The 23,674-nt window shown below is 66.4% G+C and carries 21 protein-coding genes; 11 read left to right on the top strand and 10 right to left on the bottom strand.

Annotated elements, in window-relative coordinates:
* Window positions 1-16 precede the first annotated feature (16 nt).
* Complete coding sequence (gene eccE, locus IDF66_RS02185; protein ID WP_190265571.1) at window positions 17-1,747, bottom strand: type VII secretion protein EccE; 1,731 nt, start codon at window positions 1,745-1,747, stop codon at window positions 17-19.
* Between the two features lie 209 nt (window positions 1,748-1,956).
* Between eccE and eccB the strand changes: the two genes are divergently transcribed.
* Window positions 1,957-3,447 (top strand): type VII secretion protein EccB, encoded by a 1,491-nt coding sequence (gene eccB / locus IDF66_RS02180; protein WP_190265570.1) that lies wholly within the window; start codon window positions 1,957-1,959, stop codon window positions 3,445-3,447.
* Between the two features lie 46 nt (window positions 3,448-3,493).
* Here eccB and hpxO read toward each other — a convergent pair whose 3' ends face one another.
* Together hpxO and IDF66_RS02170 are read right to left on the bottom strand one after the other, a co-directional pair.
* On the bottom strand, window positions 3,494-4,654 hold the full coding sequence (gene hpxO / locus IDF66_RS02175; RefSeq protein WP_164309019.1) for an FAD-dependent urate hydroxylase HpxO: 1,161 nt from the start codon (window positions 4,652-4,654) through the stop codon (window positions 3,494-3,496).
* A gap of 92 nt (window positions 4,655-4,746) precedes the next feature.
* Complete coding sequence (locus tag IDF66_RS02170) at window positions 4,747-5,376, bottom strand: TetR/AcrR family transcriptional regulator (protein WP_164309020.1); 630 nt, start codon at window positions 5,374-5,376, stop codon at window positions 4,747-4,749.
* A gap of 90 nt (window positions 5,377-5,466) precedes the next feature.
* Here IDF66_RS02170 and IDF66_RS02165 point away from each other — a divergent pair, with 90 nt between their 5' ends.
* From IDF66_RS02165 to nrdF, 5 genes are all read left to right on the top strand, one after another.
* A complete protein-coding gene (locus IDF66_RS02165) occupies window positions 5,467-6,036 on the top strand; it encodes an NAD(P)H-dependent oxidoreductase (RefSeq protein ID WP_190265569.1) in 570 nt (189 codons plus the stop codon).
* A 589-nt stretch (window positions 6,037-6,625) separates the two neighbouring features.
* Entirely contained in the window at window positions 6,626-6,859 is a 234-nt protein-coding gene (gene nrdH / locus IDF66_RS02160; RefSeq protein WP_164309022.1) for a glutaredoxin-like protein NrdH, read from the top strand.
* Between the two features lie 107 nt (window positions 6,860-6,966).
* A complete protein-coding gene (gene nrdI / locus IDF66_RS02155) occupies window positions 6,967-7,476 on the top strand; it encodes a class Ib ribonucleoside-diphosphate reductase assembly flavoprotein NrdI (protein WP_190265568.1) in 510 nt (169 codons plus the stop codon).
* Window positions 7,477-7,537: 61 nt separating this feature from the next.
* A complete protein-coding gene (gene nrdE, locus IDF66_RS02150; protein WP_190265567.1) occupies window positions 7,538-9,733 on the top strand; it encodes a class 1b ribonucleoside-diphosphate reductase subunit alpha in 2,196 nt (731 codons plus the stop codon).
* A 58-nt stretch (window positions 9,734-9,791) separates the two neighbouring features.
* Entirely contained in the window at window positions 9,792-10,796 is a 1,005-nt protein-coding gene (gene nrdF / locus IDF66_RS02145; protein WP_164309025.1) for a class 1b ribonucleoside-diphosphate reductase subunit beta, read from the top strand.
* A gap of 293 nt (window positions 10,797-11,089) precedes the next feature.
* Here the strand turns inward: nrdF and IDF66_RS02140 are convergent, their stop codons facing one another.
* The 6 genes from IDF66_RS02140 to IDF66_RS02115 form a co-directional block, all read right to left on the bottom strand.
* The gene (locus tag IDF66_RS02140; RefSeq protein WP_190265566.1) at window positions 11,090-11,875 is read right to left on the bottom strand and encodes an SWIM zinc finger family protein; all 786 of its coding nucleotides are present in this window, start codon (window positions 11,873-11,875) and stop codon (window positions 11,090-11,092) included.
* Window positions 11,872-14,814, bottom strand: coding sequence for a DEAD/DEAH box helicase (locus IDF66_RS02135; protein ID WP_190265565.1), 2,943 nt, complete (start codon window positions 14,812-14,814; stop codon window positions 11,872-11,874). The genes IDF66_RS02140 and IDF66_RS02135 overlap by 4 nt, the downstream gene beginning before the upstream one ends.
* On the bottom strand, window positions 14,789-15,181 hold the full coding sequence (locus IDF66_RS02130) for a pyridoxamine 5'-phosphate oxidase family protein (RefSeq protein ID WP_190265564.1): 393 nt from the start codon (window positions 15,179-15,181) through the stop codon (window positions 14,789-14,791). The genes IDF66_RS02135 and IDF66_RS02130 overlap by 26 nt, the downstream gene beginning before the upstream one ends.
* Before the next feature lie 72 nt (window positions 15,182-15,253).
* A complete protein-coding gene (locus tag IDF66_RS02125; RefSeq protein ID WP_164309029.1) occupies window positions 15,254-15,745 on the bottom strand; it encodes a beta-class carbonic anhydrase in 492 nt (163 codons plus the stop codon).
* Between the two features lie 85 nt (window positions 15,746-15,830).
* Complete coding sequence (locus IDF66_RS02120; RefSeq protein WP_190265563.1) at window positions 15,831-16,589, bottom strand: isocitrate lyase/PEP mutase family protein; 759 nt, start codon at window positions 16,587-16,589, stop codon at window positions 15,831-15,833.
* Window positions 16,576-17,529 carry a TroA family protein gene (locus IDF66_RS02115; protein ID WP_223309221.1) on the bottom strand — a complete coding sequence of 318 codons (954 nt, stop codon included), beginning with the start codon at window positions 17,527-17,529 and terminating at the stop codon, window positions 16,576-16,578. Before IDF66_RS02115 ends, IDF66_RS02120 begins: the two co-directional genes overlap by 14 nt.
* A gap of 360 nt (window positions 17,530-17,889) precedes the next feature.
* Here IDF66_RS02115 and ctaD point away from each other — a divergent pair, with 360 nt between their 5' ends.
* From ctaD to IDF66_RS02090, 5 genes are all read left to right on the top strand, one after another.
* Entirely contained in the window at window positions 17,890-19,689 is a 1,800-nt protein-coding gene (gene ctaD, locus IDF66_RS02110) for an aa3-type cytochrome oxidase subunit I (RefSeq protein ID WP_164309032.1), read from the top strand.
* 22 nt (window positions 19,690-19,711) lie between these two features.
* Entirely contained in the window at window positions 19,712-20,941 is a 1,230-nt protein-coding gene (serB, locus tag IDF66_RS02105) for a phosphoserine phosphatase SerB (RefSeq protein WP_164309033.1), read from the top strand.
* Between the two features lie 88 nt (window positions 20,942-21,029).
* The gene (locus IDF66_RS02100; protein ID WP_190265562.1) at window positions 21,030-21,410 is read left to right on the top strand and encodes a VOC family protein; all 381 of its coding nucleotides are present in this window, start codon (window positions 21,030-21,032) and stop codon (window positions 21,408-21,410) included.
* 7 nt (window positions 21,411-21,417) lie between these two features.
* Window positions 21,418-22,176 carry a peptidyl-tRNA hydrolase gene (locus IDF66_RS02095; RefSeq protein ID WP_317628550.1) on the top strand — a complete coding sequence of 253 codons (759 nt, stop codon included), beginning with the start codon at window positions 21,418-21,420 and terminating at the stop codon, window positions 22,174-22,176.
* A complete protein-coding gene (locus IDF66_RS02090; protein ID WP_190265561.1) occupies window positions 22,173-22,637 on the top strand; it encodes a cupin domain-containing protein in 465 nt (154 codons plus the stop codon). The genes IDF66_RS02095 and IDF66_RS02090 overlap by 4 nt, the downstream gene beginning before the upstream one ends.
* A gap of 28 nt (window positions 22,638-22,665) precedes the next feature.
* On the opposite strand, the gene IDF66_RS02085 is transcribed toward IDF66_RS02090, so the two are convergent.
* Window positions 22,666-23,658 (bottom strand): LLM class flavin-dependent oxidoreductase, encoded by a 993-nt coding sequence (locus tag IDF66_RS02085; protein WP_190265560.1) that lies wholly within the window; start codon window positions 23,656-23,658, stop codon window positions 22,666-22,668.
* Window positions 23,659-23,674: the final 16 nt, after the last annotated feature.

Raw genomic sequence — 23,674 nt, 5'->3', positions numbered from 1 at the left:
GTCTTCCGGGCTGGGCTCAGCGTCCGATGTAGGTCCATTCGTCCGGTGTCGCGACCATTGTCACGGCCACTCGCTCGGTCGCCGTGGCCACCGAGATGTCCTGCGGTGCACGTGGATTCTGACGGATGATGACGGTGGCGTCGGGGGCCAGCTCGGTCACGCGCGGATCTCCGGGCGCGCACACGGTGATGTGGGTGGTGTTGGTCTCGGGTGGGGGACCGGTCAATCCGTCGAAGATCAGCACGCGGTGTCCGGAGGGGGACCGGACGCGGTCCGAGCTCAGGGCCAGCTGTCGAAGGTCGCCGACGGCGGCGACCAGGTGCTGCCACTGCGCGGGTCGGACGGTGTGCACGGTGACCGAGGCGCCGATCGCCACGGCGCGGAGTGTGACCTGTGAGACCAGCTGTGGGCCTGCCGATATCGCGACCGAGCGGAGATCAGGGCCGAGCAACGGGACGGCGACGGCGCGGCCGTTGTGGTCGGCACCGACGAGCTGACCGCACCCGCCGGCAGGCAGTGACAGAGTGCGCAGCAGATGCTCCGCCTCGGCGCCGTGCAGGGCGCCGAGCGTGCGGTCCAGCCGAGCGGGGACGGAGATGGGCAGGCTCGCGGCCAGCGCGTCGAACTGGTGGCCGTCGAGCGGCGTGAGTCCGGCGGGCCACGAATCGAGACTGCGCTTGGCAGAAGGGAGTTCGGCGAATCGCACCATGCCGGTGATCTCGAGGGCGCCGTCGGCGTCGTGGCGCAATCGCACGGTCGCGGTGGTCGACAATGCCGAGTTCACCCATACCGTCGACAAGACCGAGCCGATCAGGTGTGGCTCGATGGCCGCGCTGCGGAAACGCAGTTGGCCGGATCCGATGGAATCCCATTGCTCGGTCATATCGTCGAGTGCGACACCCTCCGACAATTGGCCGGTGACCGCGGTGATCTCGGCGCCGCTGAGCGGCGAGACGCGCAGGCCACTCTCGGTGAGGCGCTTGGCGACCCGGCGGCTGGTGATGGTGGCGGTCCGGAGGGCACCGACCGCGCCGCCGCCGCGGCGGGCGACCGCGTCGGCGCAGTCGAGTGGATTGAGCCGCAACACTACCAGCACCGAGCGATGGGCGGTCGCCGCCAGGGGCCCGAGGGTCCGGTGATAGGTCTGCGCGATCGGGCCGCTGCCCCAGCTGCGGACACCGTGGCTGATCACTTCGATGGAGTCCAGCGGGATGTCGAACGGGTTGATGCATTCGGCGAGCGCGTCGAGCGGCACCACCTGCCCGGTCGGGTCGGTGACGTCGGCGGTGCCAGGGGTGAGATACGTGGCGGCCGGCGAGCCGGGTGACACCCGCAAGACGGTGATCAGCGTGTCGCCGACCCAGCGCGCGCCGATCGTGTCGCCACCGCCTGCCGGGGTCCGCAACGACGTGTGCGCCCCCTGCTGCGGCCCCGCCGGGATGTCGAACGGTGCGGGCGCGAGATCGGTGGACCTGCGACGCGATCGGGCCCAGACGAAACCCCATCGCTGTGCCCACCGGCCGACCACCGAGCGTCGGCCGCGAAACGGGACGAGGGTCAGGGACGTCACCGCGGCGACGACGAGGGCGATCCACCCCAGAGTGCTGCCGCTGGCCGCCCACACGATCAGACCGACTGCGAGGACGACCTCGACGAGCACGAACGTCTGCAGGCTGAGGCGGCGGCCTGCGCGGTCACGTCCGCGACGCACACCGCGGGTGCGCCTCGTGCCCCGGTCGTCACGCATCCGTGGTGACCTGCCGGATGGTGTTGCTTCCGGATGACCGGTCGTCGACATCGGCGCGCCTGCCATCGCCATGGTTCCCCCCGTTCTACGGGTGACCGGCGCGACACCCGCGGAAAATGTATCGGTTACGCTACTACGCGTCGATTCGTCCGTGACCACCCGTTCAGTGGAAACGACGGGACGACCAGGTGCGGCCGGAAGGGGGGACGATGGCCCGGCAGCTCACGACCAAGGCGCAGGTGAACGGTTATCGGTTCCTGTTGCGCCGGCTCGAGCACGCCCTGGTTCGTCGCGATGTCCGCATGCTGCACGACCCGATGCGGTCGCAGCTCCAGGCTCTCCTCGTCGGCACCGTGCTCGGGCTCCTGGTCCTCGGTGGGTGTGGCGTCTGGGGACTCGTGAAGCCCCAGGGTTCTGTGGGTGACGCCAAGATCGTCGTCAGCAAGGACGGCGGCGGCAACTACGTCCTCATCGACGACACGATGCACCCGGTGCTCAATCTCGCCTCGGCACGACTGATCACGGGCAGCAATGAGAGCCCGAAGTCGGTGAGCGACGGCAAGCTGGCCTCGTATCCGCGTGGACCGCTGCTGGGCATCCCTGGTGCTCCTGCGGCGCTGCAGTCCTCTGCCCATGGGGGACAGTCCTTCTGGACGGTCTGCGACACCGCGACCGTGTCGCCGGACGTGTCGGGTGAGGCGATCGAGCTGACCGTCATCGGCGACCGTCCCGAACTCGGGCGATCCATCGGTGCCGCCCGCCCCGACGAGGCAGCGCTGGTCACCAGCGGTGGCAAGGACTTCCTGATCTACACGATCGACCGCGGCGGGGAGCCCGCCGCCGTCCGCGCCGAGGTGGACACCTCGAGTGTCCCGGTGATGCGTGCGCTGCACCTCGAGGGCGCGACCCCGCGTGAGATGAGCGCAGGTCTGCTCAACACCTTCCCGGAGGTCGATCCGCTCACCGTCCCCGAGATCCAGGGTGCAGGCAAGCCGGGTGCGCTGCCCGACGACGTGCGGGTGGGCTCGGTGGTGAAGTCGGTGGGCATCGATGACCAGACCAGCTACTACGTCGTGTTGCGGGACGGAGTCCAGCAGGTCAGTGAGGCGACTGCGGAGATCCTGCGGCTCGCCGACCGCGACGGCGCCGCACCGGTGCAGACCGTCGCGCCCGGTCAGGTCGCCGCCAGCCCCACCCGTGAGCGGTTGCCGGTCGACGATTTCCCGGGTCACACACCGAGTCTGGTGGACGTCGCATCCTCCGGGACGCTCTGCCAGTCCTGGTCGCGAGGTGCGGGGGATGCGGCTGCGACCACGCGGTTCCTGGTGGGGAGAGGATTGCCGCTCGCCGAGGGCGCCACGCCGGTGCAGGTCAGCTCGGCCGACGGCTCCGGACCAGGTGTCGATCAGGTCTATCTGCGGCCGGGATCGGGTGAGTACATCCAGACCACCGGGTCGGAGCCGAACAGTCAGCGTGCCGAATCGCGCTATTACATCAGCGATGTCGGGGTCAGATACGGGGTTGCCGACGGCGGGACGGGGCAGGTCCTCGGGCTCGGGGACAACCCGGCGAGGGCGCCGTGGTCGATGATCTCCTTGCTCACCGCGGGCCCATCGCTGTCCCGGTCGGCAGCCCTGGTATCGCATGACGGCATGGCGCCCGACGAGAACGGTCAGGCGATCCGGCAGCCGGACAACTGATCTGCCGATCCCCGCGCTCTGGCGTCCGTCGTCTCCGCCGATCCGTTCAGGACGTGAGCGGACCGCCGACGATGTTCGAGACGATGCCGCGGATGACCCGGGTCCCGTCCTCCGAGCGGAGTTCGTCGTACCAGGCTGCGGTGGCCTCCGGGTCCTTGGCGTGGGTGACGTCGCAGCGCTTGCGCGCCCGCAGGACCAGTTCGCCTGCGCGTTCGGTCCGTGCCGATTCGTACGCGGCGAGTGCGGCGCCGACGTCGTCGGGATGTTCTTCGAAGGCGAACTGAAGGGCCACCGCATCTTCCATCGCCGAGCAGCCACCCTGGCCGATGTCGGGGGTGGTGTTGTGGGCGGCGTCGCCGAGCACGGCGACGCGCCCCTTGACCCAGGTGTGGAACGGGTCGAGGTCGAGTATCTCGACCCGGTTGGTGGTCGCCGGATCCAGGGCAGCGATCAGGCGTTGGACCCCGGGCGACCAGTCGGCGAAACTCTCCGCGAGAACCTCTCGCGCCGTTCCGCGTTCATACGGCCGCCCCTCGGGCATCGTCACGTCGAAGAAGAAGTAGAAGCGATTGCCCGCGATCGGCATCACCGAGACACGCTTCCCGTCGCCGACGTAGGTGGTCCACTCGGTGGCGGGACCGATCGCCTCGTCCACGTCGACGAGGCCGTTGAAGTTGACGTATCCGGCGTAGCGGCGATCGACCGGATGGCCGAGGACATACTCGCGAGCCAGCGACCGCGCGCCGTCGGCGCCGATGACCATGTCTGCGGAAACGGCTGTGCCGTCCGCGAATTCGACCGTCGCGGCGTCGGGTCCGTCGGCCACCGAGACCATCTTCTTGCCGAAGTTGATGTCGTCGATACCGTATGCGTTCATCAGCATCAACTGGAGTTCGGCACGTGCCACCGGATACGGTCGCTGTCCCACCTCGTCGATGAGCGGCTGCATGCTGAAGCGGCACATCGTGTCACCGGTGAAGCCGTCGATGTACGACATCGAATCGACGATGCCGCCGAGCGCCGCGGTCTCCTTCTCCAGTCCGAGGTGGTTCAGGCATTTGACGCCGTTGGACCACACCGAGATGGCCGCCCCGACAGGCTTGTTCTCGGTGACCTGTTCGTAGACCTCGACGTCGACGCCGATCTGCTTGAGTGCGATGGCGGCACTGAGCCCGCCCATACCGGCGCCGATGATGACAGCCTTCACTGATTGTGCCTTCCCTCGTATCTGGTGTCCCCGCGGTCCATTCAGGCTAAGACCGATGGCGGTTCGCCGCGCGTCGAGGTCGCAGGCGCGGCTCAATCCGCCGACAGGCCTGCGGCGAGCGTTGTCACCAGTTGTTCCCACTCGGTGGTGATCGTCTCCAGGTCGAGACCGACGACATCTCGGAGGTGTTTGACCGCGGCGGCGTTCAGGGGAGCGTGCACGGCGACCGCGACCACGTCGACCCGGTCGCCGAAACCGAGTTGCTGCAGCAGGATCTGGACGTGGCGGTTGGAGGCGGCCCACACCGGATGACTCAGGAACTCCGCACCGGAGCCGCCGGCCTCGATGAGGATGTCGAGATGGTCGACGGTCATCTTGAGGCGAGCACGACCGTAGGCGAGCAGCCGGTCCAGCGGGGGAGCGCCCGGTCCGAGGGGTTGTGGTCCGAACAGGTAGGCGCGCTGGATCTCGGATTCCGAATGGTCGAGCAGTGCCACCATCAGACCGGTCCGGCTGCCGAAACGCCGGAAGACGGTGCCCTTGCCGACGCCTGCCTCACGGGCCACCGCATCCATGGTCACCGCCGAGGCGCCGTGGTTGTCGATCAGATTCTTGGCGGCGTCGAGCAGGAGTCGTCGATTACGGGCCGCGTCTGCCCGTTCGGGATCGGACCCGTCGGACAGACGGAGTGGGATGAGACCGCCGTCGGGACCGTTCGACACGTGACGAGCGTAACGCTTGACTGAGCGCGGAATTATTCGGACTGTGGTCCGGTTGCATATCTCGACTTGCTGAACATCGAAGGGAGCATTGTGTCCGAACGCAACGTGGAGATCGTCGCGCTGGTGGGAAGTCTGCGCAAGGGGTCGATCAATCGTCAATTGGCGCAGGTCGCTGCTGACAATGCGCCTGCGGGTGTCCGGGTGACGATCGTCGAGGGGCTCGGAGATCTGCCGTTCTACAGCGAGGATCACGACCCGTCGATCGAGGCGCAGGCCGTTCTGCCCGAAGGGGTGGCAACCCTGCGGGAGACCGTCGGTGCCGCCGACGCCGTGCTGCTCGTGACGCCCGAGTACAACGGCACCATTCCCGCCGTCCTGAAGAATGCCATCGACTGGCTGTCGCGCCCTTACGGTGCGGGTGCCGTGTCCGGCAAGCCGATCGGTGTCATCGGTGCCGCGCTCGGCCGGTTCGCGGGTACCTGGTCGCGTGAGGACACCCGGAAGTCCGTCGGTGTCGCCGGTGGCCGTGTGATCGAGGACGTCGAGGTCGGGGTCCAGACCTCCACACTGGGCGAGCACGGCGTAGCCGCCGCCGAGGTCGTCGAGCAGGTCGTCGTGGCGGTCAATCGCCTCGTCGACGAGGTGACCGTCGCCGCCTGATCCTCCGCCGCAGACGCGCCGTCGCGGGCTCTCACGAGCCTGCGACGGCGCGTCTTTGTGTCCGTCCTGTTGGCAGCCTGGGGACACGTTGTGGAGAGTCGTGGGACAACATGTGGAGGACACGCCGGACACGCCCGACTTCACGATCGCGCATACGCCGCGACCTGCGACTTTCACGAATGTTATTCACAACTTGTTGTGGTGTCTCCAAATGGCAGACACTAGGTGTAGTGTTTTGAACACCAACACGGCAGACGTCGCAGACCGGTGTGACCACGCGAGAGAAGCCACGGAGACGGTGACCTGAATCACTTTCTTCACGTTGGGAAAGTGTTCGCCCGTGGGCAGTGTTGTAAGTCGTGAAGGCGATATCGGCGCTGACGGGGGCGGCGGGGTTCGCTCCCCGGGGAGCGAACGGCAGAGGTCTTGTCGGACCCGAGCCGGCCATGGCAAGCAGACCGCGACACGACGACCCGGTGGCACGACGGCACCGACCTGGTTCACCGGATGGTGATCACCACGACGACCGCGTACACCGATCCAGCACGCAGCCAGTTACAGCAGCCTGATCGAGCAAGGAGAATCTTCGATGGCCATCACCGTCTACACCAAGCCGGCATGTGTTCAGTGCAACGCGACCTACAAGGCACTCGACAAGCAGGGCCTGGCCTATGACGTCGTCGACATCAGCCAGGACGCCGAGGCGCGCGACTACGTGATGGCGCTGGGATATCTGCAGGCTCCGGTGGTGGTTGTCGGCGACGATCACTGGTCGGGTTTCCGTCCTGATCGCATCAAGGCGTTGGCCGTCGCGGCTGCCTGACCTGCCCGGAGTGCGCCGCTCGATCCGACGGGGAAGCCGGATCGTGGGCAGCACCGGGTGGCCGCCACGCCACATATCGGAAGAGACGAACGGACGGGAGGCAGACGATGGTGAGCCGATCTGGTGCGTCGCCGTTGATCGTCTACTTCTCGTCCGTCTCGGAGAACACCCACCGATTCGTCGAGAAGCTGGACATGCGGAGCGTGCGCATCCCGGTTCACGGTGATGCCGGCACGTCTGCGAGCGGTCCGAGTGGGCCGGGCGGTATGACCGTCGACGAGCCCTATGTCCTGATCACTCCCACATACGGAGGCGGCAAGGCGACCGGGGATCGGTCCGGTTACGTGCCGAAGCAGGTCATCAAGTTCCTGAACAACCCACACAACCGGACCTTGATCCGGGGTGTGATCGCTGCCGGCAACACGAACTTCGGTGAGGAGTTCTGTCATGCCGGCGACATCATCTCGCGCAAATGCGTGGTGCCTTATCTGTACCGATTCGAGCTGATGGGCACCACCGACGACGTCGATCGGGTGCGTGCGGGTCTGGCGGATTTCGTCCGGAGTCCTGCGTTCATCGATCCGCGGCACGCCGAACTCAGCGCCGCACGCGCCTGAAACTGTCGGACCCGCCGAGTAGCTTTTTCTCATAAGAACACCTATCTGCCAGGAGTCTTTCGTGTCGCCTACCGCCGCCCCTGTCTCCGACACCGCTTCCGCCAGCCAATCGGGTATGCACTCGGGTCCTGCCGGGCACGAGCCCGGCGAGCTCGACTATCACGCGCTCAACGCGATGCTCAACCTGTACGACGTGGACGGCAAGATCCAGTTCGACAAGGATCGTGAGGCCGCCCACCAGTACTTCCTGCAGCACGTCAACCAGAACACCGTCTTCTTCCACGACCTCGACGAGAAGCTCGACTACCTGGTCGAGGAGAACTACTACGAGCCCGAGGTGCTGGAGCGATACGACCGCGAGTTCGTGAAACTCCTGTTCGGCCATGCCTATTCGAAGAAGTTCCGGTTCCCGACCTTCCTGGGCGCGTTCAAGTACTACACGAGCTACACGCTCAAGACCTTCGACGGCAAGCGCTACCTCGAGCGGTTCGAGGACCGCGTGTGCATGGTGGCGCTCACCCTGGCCGACGGTGACACCGCGCTCGCGCGCAATCTGGTCGACGAGATCATCGAGGGCCGGTTCCAGCCGGCCACCCCGACGTTCCTCAACTCCGGCAAGAAGCAGCGTGGCGAGCCGGTGTCGTGCTTCCTGCTGCGCATCGAGGACAACATGGAGTCGATCGGCCGGTCGATCAACTCGGCGCTGCAGCTCTCCAAGCGTGGTGGCGGAGTCGCCCTGCTGCTCAGCAACATTCGTGAACACGGTGCGCCGATCAAGAAGATCGAGAACCAGAGCTCCGGCGTCATCCCCATCATGAAACTGCTCGAGGACTCGTTCTCCTACGCCAACCAGCTCGGCGCCCGCCAGGGTGCCGGAGCCGTGTACCTGCACGCACACCATCCGGACATCTACCGCTTCCTCGACACCAAGCGGGAGAACGCAGACGAGAAGATCCGCATCAAGACGTTGTCCCTCGGCGTGGTCATCCCGGACATCACGTTCCGGCTCGCCAAGGACAACGACGACATGTATCTGTTCAGCCCCTATGACGTGGAACGCGTCTACGGGGTGCCGTTCGCCGACATCAACGTCACCGACAAGTACCACGAGATGGTCGAGGACCGGCGGATTCGCAAGACCAAGATCCGGGCTCGTGAGTTCTTCCAGACCCTCGCCGAGCTCCAGTTCGAGTCGGGCTATCCCTACATCATGTTCGAGGACACGGTGAACCGGGCCAACCCGATCGACGGCAAGATCACCCACTCGAACCTCTGCTCGGAGATCCTGCAGGTCTCGACGGCGTCGACCTTCAACGATGATCTGTCGTATTCACATGTCGGCAAGGACATCTCGTGCAACCTGGGTTCGCTCAACATCGCCAAGACGATGGATTCGCCGGACATCGGTCAGACCATCGAGACCTCGATACGCGGTCTGACCGCTGTCAGTGATCAGACCGCGATCACCTCGGTACCGTCGATCGAGAAGGGCAACAACGATTCGCACGCCATCGGCCTGGGCCAGATGAATCTGCATGGCTATCTCGCACGCGAGCGGATCTTCTACGGAAGCGACGAGGGTGTCGACTTCACCAACATCTACTTCTACACCGTGCTCTTCCACGCGCTGCGGGCCTCGAACCGGATCGCCCGGGAACGCGGCAGGCCGTTCGCCGGTTTCGAGCGCTCCACATATGCCAGCGGCGAGTTCTTCGACAAGTACATCACCAAGGCATGGGAACCCGAGACGCAGAAGGTCCGGGATCTGTTCGGCGAGGCCGGGATTCACATCCCCAATCAGGACGACTGGCGTGAGCTGAAAGAGGCCGTGCAACGCGACGGCATCTACAACCAGAACCTGCAAGCCGTGCCGCCGACCGGTTCGATCAGCTACATCAACCACTCGACGAGCTCGATCCATCCGGTCGCCGCGAAGGTCGAGATCCGTAAGGAAGGCAAGATCGGCCGCGTCTATTACCCGGCGCCCTACATGACCAACGACAACCTGGAGTACTACCAGGACGCGTACGAGATCGGCTACGAGAAGATCATCGACACCTACGCGGCCGCGACGCAGCACGTCGATCAGGGTCTGAGCCTGACGCTGTTCTTCAAGGACACCGCCAGCACCCGCGACGTCAACAAGGCGCAGATCTACGCATGGCGTAAGGGGATCAAGACGCTGTACTACATCCGACTGCGTCAGTTGGCACTCGAGGGGACTGAGGTGGAGGGTTGCGTTTCGTGCATGTTGTGACCTCAGATTTCGTTACTGCACAATCACTGTCAGACCAGCGAGCGAACAGGGAAGACCAATGACGTCCACCGAGAGCCACAGCCCGGCCGACGGCGCCCCGATCAAACTGGTGAGCCGGGTTTCCGCGATCAACTGGAACCGAGTGCCCGACGAGAAGGACGCCGAGGTGTGGGATCGCCTCACCGGCAACTTCTGGCTACCCGAGAAGGTGCCGGTCTCCAACGACATCCCATCGTGGAACACGCTGACCGAGTACGAGAAGCAGCTGACGATGCGCGTCTTCACCGGTCTCACGTTGCTCGACACCATCCAGGGCACGGTCGGTGCGGTCTCGTTGATTCCCGACGCCACCACCCCGCACGAGGAGGCGGTGCTCACCAACATCGCTTTCATGGAGTCGGTGCACGCCAAGAGCTACAGTTCGATCTTCTCCACACTGTGCTCCACCAAGGAGATCGACGAGGCGTTCCGCTGGTCGGAGGAGAGTGAGCATCTGCAGCGCAAGGCGCAGATCGTCATGGACTACTACCGTGGCGAGGACCCGCTCAAGCGCAAGGTCGCCTCGACGCTGCTGGAGTCGTTCCTCTTCTATTCCGGCTTCTACCTGCCGATGTACTGGTCGAGCCGTGCGAAGCTCACCAACACTGCCGACCTCATCCGCCTGATCATCCGTGACGAGGCGGTGCACGGCTACTACATCGGGTACAAGTACCAGCGTGGCCTCGAGGTGCAGACCGCGGAGCGCCGGCAGGAACTCAAGGACTACACGTTCGAGTTGCTGTTCGAGCTCTACGACAACGAGTCCGACTACACCGAGGCCCTCTACGACGAGGTGGGGCTCACCGAGGATGTCAAGAAGTTCTTGCGCTACAACGCCAACAAGGCGCTGATGAACCTCGGCTACGAGGCGATGTTCCCGCGCGACGAGACCGACGTGAACCCCGCCATCCTGTCTGCGCTGTCGCCGAACGCCGACGAGAACCACGACTTCTTCTCCGGTTCCGGTAGCTCGTACGTGATCGGCAAGGCTGTCAACACCGAGGACGAGGACTGGGACTTCTAGTCCGGTAAGCGATTCCGTGGCCGGTGGGCGTGATCTCGATACGCCGACTCGCTGCGCTCGCCGGCTACTCGATCAGCGGTTGCGGGTGGGCTTGCTGGTCGGTCGGTCGGCGGTTGCGGGTGGGCTTGCTGGTCGGTCGGTCGGCGGTTGCGGGTGGAGTTGCTGGTCGGTCGATCAGCGGTTGCGGGTGGGCTTGCTGGTCGGTGGGCGTGATCTCGATACGCCGACTCGCTGCGCTCGCCGGCTACTCGATCAGCGGTTACCGGTGGAGTTGCTGGTCGGTCGGTCAGTGGCTACGTGTGGAGTCGTTCGTACAGTTCGTCGAGCAGGTCCAGGGTCTCGCCGATGTCTGCGGGGGCGACGCCGGAGGCGCGTAGTGCCTTGCGCAACGCATCCGGGTCCAGGTCCATGATCGGGTTCAGCCGGGGCGGGTTCGGCAGCGGAGGCAGCACGGCGTTGGTCCCGTAGAAGTCGACGGCCGGTGCAGATGCGTGCTCGCGCGAGGGCGGACCGCCATCGCCGCGCGATTGCGACACCTCCGTCGCCGAGGACAGCAAGGTGGCCAGGTCGGTGCCCATGACCGTCAGCAATGTCACTGCGCTGCGGTCGATCTCCGCCGCGACCTCGTAGGCGACGCACAGTACATGGATGCACCGGGGGGATTCGTCGGGACAGGAACAATCCGCGGCGATGTCCGCCGATTCGGTCGGGAGGAGCAGTTCGCCCACCGTGGTCGGCTGTTCGCCCCGGGCCAGGGCCATGAGGTCGCCGGCGGCGTCACGCGACCGGAGCAGGGCGATGACGGTGGGCACGTCGACGGGCCGCATGCTCAGGGTCACCTCGAAGGGGTCGAGCTGACTGCCCCGGACTGCTGCTGTCACCGCGGCGTCCGAGATCGCGATCCGTTCGGCATGATGATCGCGAAAGTAGCGTCGGGCCTGGGTGATCCGCCGCCGGTCTGCGTCGCCGCTGTGCACCCCCTCGACCACATCGACGAAGGCGCGTCCCCACCGGCTCACTCCGTAGCCCCGTGTCGACGTGAGCCGTCCGCTGCCCCTGCGTTCGCTGCCGCGACTCATTCGCTCACCGCCTCGTCGCGGAGTCGGAACAGGTCGAAGAGCTCGTCGTCGCCGAGATCGGACAGCCAGCTCTCGCCGGAGCTGACGGTCAGCCGTGAGAGTTCCCGTTTCGCGGAGATCATCTCGTCGATGCGCTCCTCGAGTGTGCCGACACAGAGGAACCGGTGCACCTGGACACGCTGCTGTTGACCGATCCGGTACGCGCGGTCGGTGGCCTGATCCTCGACCGCGGGATTCCACCACCGGTCGACATGCACCACGTGATTGGCGGCCGTGAGGTTGAGTCCTGTGCCGCCTGCCTTCAGGGTGGCGATCATCGCCGGGGGCCCGTCACCGCCCTGGAAACGCGCGACCATCTGATCGCGCTCCCCACGGGTACGGCCTCCGTGCAGCACCGGTACCGGCTCGCCGAGGTGGGGTGCCAGCCACTCCGACAACAACTCGCCGAAGGCGGCGAACTGGGTGAACACCAGGGCCCGATCGCCCTCGGCGGCGGCCGTGGTCAGGATGTCCACCAGCAACTCGACCTTGCCGGACCGGTGTCTGTTGCGGCGCAACAGATCCGACCCGTCGGCCAGATAGTGGGCCGGGTGATTGCACACCTGCTTCAAGCGGGTCAGTGCGGCCAGGATGTTCCGTCGGCGGATGGTCCGCTGCTGCTTGCTGCGAAGTGCCTCCATGAGCTCGTCGATGACCGCGCGATAGAGCGCCGCCTGTTCGACGGTCAGATTGGCCCGGACGGTGATGTCGGTCTTCTCCGGGAGATCGGAGATGATGCTCGGATCCGACTTCTCCCGCCGGAGGATGAACGGACGGGTGAGGGCGCCCAGTCTGCGGATCGCCGCGGGGTCGCGTTCGCGTTCGATGGGTTCGGCGAACCTCGCCCGGAATCGGGAAGCGGAGCCGAGGAGTCCGGGGTTGACCAGATCGATCACCGCCCGCAGGTCCTCGAGCCGGTTCTCGACCGGCGTGCCGGTCAATGCGATGCGATGGTCCGCCGGTACCGCGCGAATGGCCTTGGCCGCCTTGGTGGCGACGTTCTTGACGTGCTGGGCCTCGTCGACGACGACCCGCCGCCACCGATGGGCCTTCAGCAGATCACGGTCGCGCGTCGCGATGGCGAAGGTGGTGAGGACGACGTCGGCGTCGGCATGTACGGCGCCGAATCGGCTCCCGGCGGCCCGGGCGGTCCCGTGGTGGACGGCCACGCGCAGATCGGGGGCGAAACGGGCGATCTCCCGCTCCCAGTTGCCCACCACCGACATCGGACAGATGATCAACGTCGGGCGTCCGGGGGCGGGATCGGTGGCCTGCTCGTGGCACAACAACGCGATCACCTGCACGGTCTTGCCGAGCCCCATGTCGTCGGCGAGGACCCCGCCGATCCGGTGGGTGGCGAGGTACGACAGCCAGTCCAGCCCACGCTGCTGATACGGCCGGAGCTCGGCGCGCAACGACGGTGGAGCGGTGACCGGCGCAGGTCGTAGAGCGCCGCCGGTCGCTATGTCGTCGAGCCAGGAGAGTCCCTCGATCGATGTCACCGGGACCGGCACGGTGTCGACGACGAGATTGAACAGTTCGCCCATGTCCGCCGGCTGATCCGACGCCGCGCTGGCGCGCTGCGCGATGACGAAGGCCGCCGCGCGAGTGAGCGCGGCGCCCTCTGCGCGCACCCAGACCCCATGAATCCGCACCAGGTCGCCCTGCTGTCGGGCGAGCTCGGCAAGGTCGGCATCGGAGAGGCTCAGGGCGGCTGGATCGTCGCCGAGCGCGAGGCGCCACTCGAACTCGCCGACCTCGGCGACCCCGATCTGCGCGGCGCGGCCGGTGCTGGTCGCCACCGGCCGAGCGCGCAACCCGAGTGCCGGACGCACCTCGGCGATGGTGCGGGGAAGCAGCACCGGACAACCGGCATCGGTCAGGACGGCGGCGCCGCCGGCGAACAGCTTCTCCACGACAGGGGTGGTCAGCAGAAAGTCGAGGGTGTGCCGATCCGGTTCCGCCTGTGACAACTCGGGAAAGGCGCGCACGGCGGCGGCGAGTCCGGTGGTCACCCGATCGAGCTCGTGTCCGTCGAGCCGGTGCGGTACGACGGCGAGGATCCGGCCGTCCGACGCGCGCCTGCACACCTCCAACCGCCACCGGGCATCGTCGGGTCCCCGACGGGCACCGAGGTCGTCGTCGGATTCGTCCTCCGGTTCGTGCAGTCGGAAAACGATGGTCGAATCATCCTGTGGCGAGGCGTTGTTCCAGTGCATCCAGGCCGTGGATGCGTTTCGCAACCGTGAGCGGCCGTCGGCCTCGAGGTCCGGTGGATCGGGGCACAGCGCGCGCAACAGCCATCCGGACGGCTGCCCGTCGACGGCGATCGGCCCCGTGGCGGCGATCCGTCCGCGGCATTCGTGATCGACGAGTTCGCCGAGCAGGTCGGTGATCGCATCGGTGCCACCGTTCTCCGCCACCAGCCCAGGTGCCGTCGCCGAGACGACGGACATCCAGCTCTGCCAGGACGAGGTCGGTACGGCCTGCCACCGCAGCATCGGTTCGCCGTCGATCTCGGCGACCCCTGGCGCCACCGCGCCCGCGGCGATGTGGGCTCGCACGCCGTCGAGCAGATATCGGTACCAGCGGATCTCCCCGCTGACCGCGTGCGGCCGGGTGAGGTCGAGAAATGCGACCCCGGACCCCGCACCGAGGGTCATGGTGGGAACGAACTCGCGCCGCCCGGATTCACCGATGACGGCCAGTTCCCGGCGTGCGCGTCTGCGGGACAGGTGGTCGGTGAGAAGCTCGGGGAGGTCGTCGGGGCCGGCTCCGGGCACCGCCCACCACAGCGCCAGACCAACGCCCGGCCGCCAGAGTGCGTGCAGCGGCAGGGTCGGGGAGGCGTCGGCGGTCGAGGCTGTGGTCGACCTATTTCGTGGTGAATCGAGTGGCATCGAGGATCATGACCACCCTATCGTCGGCATCCGACGGCGGCTCACCGTCGGTCTCGCCGTACCTCTTGCCCAGGTCGAGATAGAACTGGGCGCCCTTGTCCTCTTCCACGGTGACCAGCCAGCCCCGGACCTCCAGGCAGCGGGCGGGTGCGTCGGGATCGGTGATCATGAACGCGTAATTCGGGTTCGCCTGCAGACTCACGAACTTCTTGCGGGGGATCGTCTGGCTCACCCGCAGATGCGCACCGTCCCAGGTGAACTGTTTCGGGGTCAGGTTGGGGGAGCCGTCGGGGCTGACCGTGGCGAGAACGCCGACGATCGGCCGTTCGAGCAGATCCGCGTAGTCGGAGGGCACCTTCGAGTTCATGCCACTACTGTAACCGCAACTGTAACCAATGTGGGAGGCGTCTCCGGTGTCCGTGTCGTCGAGTGCGGCAGGTCAGGCGGCGACCTCGTTCAATACGCCGGTCGCGACGTCGAAGACGAATCCGCGCAGCGAGCTCGTCTTCGTGATGAACGGGCTGTTCTTGATCCTGGTGATCGACTGCCGGACATCCTCGTCGAGATCAGGGAACGCCTCGGCGGCCCACTCCGGCTTCTGGCCGGTCTCGGTCTGGATATCGCGTTTGAAGTCGTCGTCGGTGAATGTGAGCATTCCGCAGTCGGTGTGGTGGATGAGGATGATCTCGGTGGTGCCGAGCAGGCGCTGGCTGATGGCGAGCGAGCGGATCTCGTCGTCGGTGACGACGCCGCCGGCGTTGCGGATCACATGCGCCTCACCGTCGCCGAGGCCGAGGATGCGGTAAACGTCGAGGCGGGCATCCATGCAGGCGACCACCGCCACATGCTTGCTCGGCGGCAGGGGCAGGGGCCCGGTGAAGGTTGCCGCGTATTCGGCGTTGTTGGCGAGGTAGTCGTCGGTGACACTCATGCGTCCAGGCTCATACGTCCCGGGTCCCGAGACCAGGGTTGAACGCAGACTGACCGTTAGTCCGACGGCCGGATCGGAATCGGACTCAGTGCCAGTCGGCGAGCAGATCGGTCGCTCGCTGGGCGATGCTCATCTGCCACAGCGGGCCGAAGCTGATCCGTCCGACGCCGAGCTCGGCGAAATGCGCGCGCGAGCCCTCGGCCGGGTTGCCGATGGCGTTCACCGGCAGCGGCAGCTCGGTGCAGAGCCGCCGCTGGACGGCGTCGGTGTGGAAACCGACCGGATAGAGCGAACTCGCCCCGGCGTCGGCGCACAAGGTCAACCTCGAGACCGCCCGGTCGACCCGATCCGCCTCGTCGCCGACCTGCTTCAGGAACAGATCCGTCCGCGCGTTGATGACCACCGGCACACCGGCCGCGTCGGCGACGCTGCGCAGCGCGGCGACCAGATCCGCGTGTTCCTGTGCATCGCGGAGACGACCGCCCTCGGAGTGCACGGTGTCCTCGATGTTGAGGCCGACCGCGCCGGCCTCGAGCAGTCCCTCGATGAGGCGTTCGGGCGACTCGCCGTAGCCCGATTCGATGTCGATCGACAGCGGGACGTCGACGGCGTCGCTGATCTGGCGCACCCGGGCCAGCAACTCGTCGAAGGTCATGCCCTCGTTGTCGGCCCGACCGATCGAGTCGGCGACCGGGTGGCTGCCCACCGTGAGCGCCGCAAAACCGCCGCTCACCGCGAGACCTGCCGACCAGGCGTCCCACACCGTCGGGAACACCCCCGGATCACCGGGCCGGTGCAGATCGAGCAGTTCCCGGGCCTGTACGGCCAGATCACGAGTTGCCATCGAGGGATCCCTTCACGTCGTTCAGGACCAGCCAGGCGGCAGCGAGGCCGGAGGTTCCGTACCAGATCTGATCGTCGACAGAGAGAACCCGCTTCCACGTGGGCGCACCCATGTCGAGCCAGCGATCGCTCAGCAGCACCTTTTTTCCGTGCTCGAGCCCGTCCTCGCCCTGGAAGCTGACGTAGATGAGGTCGCCGTCGGCGTCGGTGAAATTCTTGTCGGTGACAGTGAACGAGCGGGGTGAGCGCTGCGGTTCGGGTCGCTGCACGCCGACCTCCGACAGGATCTGTCCGGCGAACGTCTCGGTCCCGGCGATCATCTCGGAAGTTCCGGTGAAACGGACGAGCGATACCTGGCTGTGCGGAGCGTCCATACGCCGTCCGGTCTTCTGGGTCTCGGCGTGGAACTCGTCGAGCAGTCGTTTCCCGGTCGATGACCGGCCGAGAGCGTCGGCGGTGGCCTGGAACTGCGACTGCCAATCCTTGTTGACGTCGATGGTCGCCGAACGAATGCCCGGAAATGTGTGGTCGCCGGTCCCGAAACTCTGTGAACTGTTCAGTACGAGGTCCGGTGCCGCCGCTCTCGCGGCCTGAGGATCCGGACCCTCGCCGATCGCCGGGACCGACGTCAACTGCGGTCCGAGGTAGGTCGGGATCGCACCCTTCTGGGCGGTCACCGCGACAACCCTCGGTCCGATTCCCAGAGCGCACACGGCGTCCAGGAGCCTCGGATCGGTGACGACGATGCGGGCCGGGTCCGTTTGTCCGGCATCTGGTGCCGTGGGCGCGAGGCAGGTCTTGGTCAGGTCACGGTCGGCGTTGACGATGTTCACCTCGGCCACCCGCGTGGTGACCGTGGAGACCGGCTGACCATCGGGTGTCGTCAGAGGCGCGTTGTCGCTGCAGGCGGCGACGGCCAGCAGGGCGGCGATCGACGACATGGCCCCGATGGCCCGAACCACGCCCCGGGCCCCTCGATCCGACCGTTTCAACCGGGTTTCGCCGCTGCGGTGCACGCGATCACGCTAGCACCGGGCGATCGGTTGGCCTCCCGCGGTCGCGCCGCGTCGCCGGCGACGACGGGCGATGGCGCCCGACGGCCAGCGCGTCGCCGCCGAAGGGGGCCCTGAACTGTGCCGATGAGGGGCCCGGACAGTCGAATACGACGTATCGTAGGACCCACTCGGCCACTGCCCGTGTGAGGGTTTAGGATCAGTACTCAGCGCTCGCTTTGTTCATGTGGCGACCGCGGGGAAACGGGAGTTGACCGGCCCTGATCGGTTGCGCAACGAGGAGGATCTGTGACCGCGGTAGACCAGCCCACCACGCAAGTGGCACCAGTGCGTCCGTATCCGGAGCGCTACCAGCCCAAGGGCTCGTTCATCTACAAGCTGCTGACGACGACCGATCACAAGTTGATCGGCATGATGTACATAACCGCCTGCTTTGCGTTCTTCCTCATCGGTGGCCTGATGGCGCTGCTGATGCGTGGCGAGCTCGCTCATCCGGGCATGCAGTTCCTGTCGACCGAGCAGTTCAACCAGCTGTTCACCATGCACGGCACGGTGATGCTGCTGATGTACGCGACGCCGATCGTTATCGGCTTCGCGAACTTCGTCCTGCCGCTGCAGATCGGTTCGCCCGACGTCGCGTTCCCGCGTCTGAACGCCTTCGGCTTCTGGCTGTTCGTGTTCGGTTCCACGATCGCGGTCGCAGGCTTCCTGACCCCGGGTGGTGCCGCCGACTTCGGCTGGACGGCCTACACGCCGCTGACCGATGCGATCCACTCGCCCGGCATCGGCGCCGACATGTGGATCATGGGTCTGGCCGTGTCCGGTCTGGGCACCATCCTGGGCGCGGTCAACATGGTGACCACCGTCGTGTGTCTGCGCGCACCCGGTATGACCATGTTCCGGATGCCGATCTTCACCTGGAACATCCTGGTGACCAGCGTCCTGATCCTGCTCGCCTTCCCGCTGCTGACCGCTGCTCTCATGGGTCTCGAGGTCGACCGTCAGTTCGGCGCGCACCTCTACGACCCCGCCAACGGCGGTGTGATCTTGTGGCAGCACCTGTTCTGGTTCTTCGGCCACCCCGAGGTCTACATCATCGCCCTGCCGTTCTTCGGCATCGTGTCCGAGGTCTTCCCGGTGTTCGCCCGCAAGCCGATCTTCGGTTACTCGGGACTGGTGTACGCGACACTGTCGATCGCCGCGCTGTCGGTGGCCGTTTGGGCGCACCACATGTACGTCACCGGTGCCGTGCTGCTGCCGTTCTTCTCCTTCATGACATTCCTCATCGCGGTGCCGACCGGTGTGAAGTTCTTCAACTGGATAGGCACGATGTGGAAGGGCAACATGACGTTCGAGACGCCGATGTTGTTCTCTGTCGGCTTCATCGTCACGTTCCTCTTCGGTGGTCTCACCGGTGTGCTGCTCGCCAGCCCGCCGCTCGACTTCCACCTGTCCGACAGCTACTTCGTCGTCGCCCACTTCCACTACGTGCTCTTCGGCACCATCGTGTTCGCGACGTACGCCGGCATCTACTTCTGGTTCCCGAAGATGACCGGCCGCATGCTCGACGAGCGCCTCGGCAAGATCCACTTCTGGCTGACGTTCATCGGTTTCCACACCACCTTCCTGGTGCAGCACTGGCTCGGTAACGAGGGCATGCCACGGCGCTACGCCGACTACCTGCCGTCCGACGGGTTCACCACACTGAACATGGTGTCGACGCTTGGTGCCTTCATCCTCGGCCTGTCGACCCTGCCGTTCCTGTGGAACGTCTTCCGCAGCTACCGGTACGGCGAGGTGGTCACGGTGGATGACCCGTGGGGCTTCGGCAACTCGCTCGAGTGGGCCACCAGTTGCCCGCCGCCGCGGCACAACTTCACCGAACTGCCCCGGATTCGTTCCGAGCGTCCGGCCTTCGAACTGCACTATCCGCACATGATCGACCGGATGCGTGCGGAGGCTCATGTCGGCCCGGGTCACGACGAGCACGGCCATGATCGGCAGGTTGCCGAAGAGGCCGAGCACCTCCGTCGAGCGCCACTGACCACCGGCGATCACGAGGCGTCCGGGGACGCGGATCCGCGCTGACGCCACGGGCAACCGCGAACACGTGGCGAAGGAATCGGGTGACACCACAGTCCTGATCACCGTCACCGGGCCGGACAAGCCCGGCGTGACGTCGGTGCTCATGGGTGCGCTGGCAGGCCAGAAGGTCAGCCTCCTCGACGTCGAGCAGGTGGTGATCCGGCGTCGGCTGACGCTGGGTGTGCTGGTGTCGGCTTCGGGGGATCCCGAGGAACTCCAGGACGTGGTCGAACAGGCCATGGACTCGGTGGGCATCGACGTCATCGTGGAGGTCGGTCCGGACACCGGAACCCGACGTCCGTCGAGCCACGCGGTGGTGGTCCTCGGCAGTCCGGTGACCGCACGCGCGTTTCGTGCGATCGCCGCCGAACTCGCCAGTCAGCGCGGCAACATCGACTCCATCCGCGGCGTCGCGGACTATCCGCTCACCGGCCTGGAACTGATGGTGAGCACCAACCGCGACGACATCGCGGCCGACTCGGCGTTACGCAAGGGTCTGGCGGCGGTTGCGGTCGACCACGGGGTCGACATCGCGGTGGAGCGTGGGGGGCTGGCCCGGCGCGCGAAGCGTCTCATCGTCTTCGACGTCGACTCGACGCTCATCCAGGGTGAGGTGATCGAGATGCTGGCGGCCAAGGCGGGTAAGGAAGCCGAGGTGGCGGCGGTCACCGAGGCCGCCATGCGCGGTGAGCTCGACTTCTCCGAGTCACTGCATCAACGGGTCGCCGTCCTGGCCGGCCTGGATGCAAGCGTGATCGACGACGTGGCAAGCTCACTGCAACTGACGCCCGGCGCACGGACCACGGTCCGAACCCTGCATCGTCTCGGCTACCACTGCGGCGTGGTCTCCGGCGGATTCCGCCAGGTGATCGAGGGACTCGCGCACGAACTCGAGTTGGATTTCGTGCGAGCCAACACGCTCGAGATCGTGAACGGCAAACTGACCGGACGGGTCGTCGGGGAGGTCATCGACCGCGCGGGAAAAGCCAAGGCACTGCGCGCTTTCGCCGACCAGGTCGGCGTTCCGATGGAGCAGACCATCGCAGTCGGGGACGGCGCCAACGACATCGACATGCTCAGCGTGGCCGGCCTCGGCATCGCTTTCAACGCCAAACCGGCCCTGCGCGAGGTCGCGGACGCGGCACTGAGCCACCCCTTCCTCGACGCGGTGCTCTTCATCCTGGGCGTCACGCGCGACGAGATCGAGGCGGCCGACGCCGCGGACGGGGTGGTCCGGCGCGTGCCGCTCGGCTGAGCGATGGACGTGTCGTATTCCTTCAAGCCGTTGTCGGCGGCGAGGAGCATGATCGGACTGTCGAATCACCCAGGGAGAGGACATTCTGATGGCGAGTGAACACAAGGTCGGCGATCTGGCGATGGTCACGCTCGATTGTGCCGACGCGAAGGTGTCGTCCGAGTTCTGGTCGGCGGTGCTCGGCTGGCAGATCACCGCATCGGGCGACGGTTACGCGATGCTGACGGGCACGGGAGCCGCGCTCGGGTTCGGTGCGATTCCCGATTATGTGCCACCCGCGTGGCCGAATCCCAACGGCTCCAAGCAATTCCACTTCGACCTGGCCGTCGAGAACATCGATTCGGCGTCGGCGCGATGTGTCGAGCTGGGTGCGACGGTACCGGCCGAGCAGCCCGGCGAGACGTGGCGGGTGCTGCTGGACCCGTCGGGACATCCGTTCTGCCTCACGAAAGCAGAGAACTGGGGGTGATGTGGGGGTGACCGACACGGCGACCGAGATCGATGCCGCGGACCCTTTCGACGACGCCTATCGGCGCCTGGTGGACTATGTCGGAGGGGGAGAGGACCCGGACGATCCCGGCGACGTGCTGGCCATGCAGATGGTGGTGCGGATCGAGAAGGCGGATCCGCCGGATCGCACCGAGCTGCTGACCGCTGCCGCCCGCTCGGTGGCGCTGCTCTGTCTCGACGACCGCTCAGGTGGCGACGGCCCGTGGAGGGCGCCGCTGGATGCCTGGTGCGATGCCCGCATCCGCAAGATCGCTCGCCGTGCACGCGGTGCGCAATGGGCAGCGGCGCAGGAGGTCTGGGGCGTGACCGTCGCGCAGGGCAGTGCGCAGGCGCGGGCGATCGTGCCGGGTCGGGTCGGCGATGTCGACAAGCGGATCTCCCGTCTGCAGATCGGCGGGACGGAGATCGGCGGGGAGGTCGCGTCCACCGCACCTGACGTGGGAGTGTGCCTCTGGATCAATCCGGGTCTCGAGATGACGGTGGGAAAGGCCGCAGCCCAGGTCGGTCACGGTGCGATGCTCGCCGTCAAGCTGATGACAGCGGACCGGGCACGGGAATGGCGCCGGGCGGCGTGTTCGCTCGCGGTTCGCGAGGCGTCGCCAGCGCAGTGGGCGGCGCTGCTCGACGCCGACTCGACGGGTCACGCGGTCGCGGTCCGCGACGCCGGGTTCACCGAGATCGCACCCGGATCGGTGACGGTGATCGCGGAGGTGATCGACGGATGAGTGCAGCCTCGGAACTGCCGGATTGGGCACGGGGGCTCGGTCTCTCGCCGCATCCGGAAGGCGGCTGGTATCGGGAGACGTGGCGCAGCGATGTCACGATCCCGGCCGATGTTCTCCCGCACGGCTATCCGGGTGATCGATCGGCCGGTACCGCAATCTACTTCCTGCTTCTGCCGGGTGAGCATTCCGCGTGGCACACGGTCCGCGGTGCAGAGCTGTGGCTGCATCACCGAGGCTCGCCGGTGCTGCTCGAACTGGGTGGCAACGGACCGACGCCCGGTGCGCCCGCGGGCATCGTGGTCGGGGCCGACATCGCCGAAGGTCAGCAGCCCCAGGCCGTCGTCCCGCCCGGCACATGGCAGCGCGCCCGACCGACCGACGAGGAGCCGTCGCTGGTCAGCTGTCTGGTGCTGCCGGGCTTCGATTTCGCGGACTTCCGTCTCGCTCCCGACGTGACCTGATCCGACGCCCGGCGGGTGCTGCGAACTGTCAGGGCGTCGCGGTACGTGCGGTCGCCGGAGCGATGTGCCCCAAGGTGTTCCGCCAGATCTCTCGATCAGGAGCGATGGACGCGACGATGAGTTCGTCTGCTGCGGCGTGGCCTGCGAACCAGTCGAGGTAGTCGAGCACCTGCGTCGGTGTGCCGACGCCTGCGTAGGTCATCATCGAATCGATCTGACGGCCTTGCGGCATGTCGAGGATCATGTCGGCCTCCTCGTCGGTGAACTTCCGGCCGCGGCCGAAGAGCGCGTTGACACGGTGACGTTTTGCCTGCCGCAGTTGCTCTTGGGCGACCGCCTCGTCGTCATCGGCGATCACACAGACACCGGCGATCACATAAGGGGACTCGAGCTGTTCGGACGGCTGGAACTCGCGCCGGTACACCGCGACAGCCTCCTCGAGGGCCTGCGGCGCGAAATGCGATGCGAACGCATAGGGGAGGCCGAGCGCGGCGGCGAGTTGGGCGCCGAAGAGCGACGAGCCAAGGATGTACAGCGGGATGTCGGTCCCGGCGCCCGGCGTCGCCGCCACACCCTCGACACGAGACTGACCACGGAGGTACCCCTGCAGTTCCAGCACATCCGATGGGAACCGATCTGCCGACGCCATCGAGCGTCGCAATGCGGCGAAGGTCTGCTGATCTCCGCCCGGCGCCCGGCCGAGTCCGAGATCGATGCGACCCGGGTACAGCTCGCCGAGGGTGCCGAATTGTTCGGCGATGGCCAGTGGCGAGTGATTCGGCAACATCACGCCACCGGCGCCGAGCCGGATCGATTCGGTGTGTGCCGCCACATGTGAGATGAGAACAGCTGGCGCGGCCGAGGCGATCGACGACATGTTGTGGTGCTCCGCGTACCAGATGCGACGGAAGCCCCAACGTTCCGCGCGCTGTGCCATGTCGACGCTCGCGACGAAGCTGTCATGCACGGTCTCACCGGGGCCGACCTGCGCCAGGTCGAGGATGGACAGATCAACACTCATGTAGTGGTCAAGGCGC

This window comes from Gordonia hankookensis, from assembly GCF_014673215.1.
GTDB classification, from domain to species: Bacteria; Actinomycetota; Actinomycetes; order Mycobacteriales; family Mycobacteriaceae; genus Gordonia; species Gordonia hankookensis.
Note: the sequence above shows the minus strand (reverse complement) of the source record. Positions and strands in the feature narration are given on the sequence as shown.

Excerpts from the sequence above, each read along its gene's own strand:
- IDF66_RS02120 (WP_190265563.1), bottom strand. The coding sequence starts at position 16,589 with ATGGCAACTCGTGATCTGGCCGTACAGGCCCGGGAACTGCTCGATCTG.
- nrdI (WP_190265568.1), top strand. The coding sequence starts at position 6,967 with ATGGTGAGCCGATCTGGTGCGTCGCCGTTGATCGTCTACTTCTCGTCC.
- eccB (WP_190265570.1), top strand. The coding sequence starts at position 1,957 with ATGGCCCGGCAGCTCACGACCAAGGCGCAGGTGAACGGTTATCGGTTC.
- IDF66_RS02135 (WP_190265565.1), bottom strand. The coding sequence starts at position 14,814 with ATGCCACTCGATTCACCACGAAATAGGTCGACCACAGCCTCGACCGCC.
- nrdH (WP_164309022.1), top strand. The coding sequence starts at position 6,626 with ATGGCCATCACCGTCTACACCAAGCCGGCATGTGTTCAGTGCAACGCG.
- IDF66_RS02090 (WP_190265561.1), top strand. The coding sequence starts at position 22,173 with ATGAGTGCAGCCTCGGAACTGCCGGATTGGGCACGGGGGCTCGGTCTC.
- eccE (WP_190265571.1), bottom strand. The coding sequence starts at position 1,747 with ATGCGTGACGACCGGGGCACGAGGCGCACCCGCGGTGTGCGTCGCGGA.
- IDF66_RS02130 (WP_190265564.1), bottom strand. The coding sequence starts at position 15,181 with ATGAACTCGAAGGTGCCCTCCGACTACGCGGATCTGCTCGAACGGCCG.
- IDF66_RS02125 (WP_164309029.1), bottom strand. The coding sequence starts at position 15,745 with ATGAGTGTCACCGACGACTACCTCGCCAACAACGCCGAATACGCGGCA.
- nrdF (WP_164309025.1), top strand. The coding sequence starts at position 9,792 with ATGACGTCCACCGAGAGCCACAGCCCGGCCGACGGCGCCCCGATCAAA.
- IDF66_RS02100 (WP_190265562.1), top strand. The coding sequence starts at position 21,030 with ATGGCGAGTGAACACAAGGTCGGCGATCTGGCGATGGTCACGCTCGAT.
- IDF66_RS02085 (WP_190265560.1), bottom strand. The coding sequence starts at position 23,658 with ATGAGTGTTGATCTGTCCATCCTCGACCTGGCGCAGGTCGGCCCCGGT.
- IDF66_RS02115 (WP_223309221.1), bottom strand. The coding sequence starts at position 17,529 with ATGTCGTCGATCGCCGCCCTGCTGGCCGTCGCCGCCTGCAGCGACAAC.
- IDF66_RS02140 (WP_190265566.1), bottom strand. The coding sequence starts at position 11,875 with ATGAGTCGCGGCAGCGAACGCAGGGGCAGCGGACGGCTCACGTCGACA.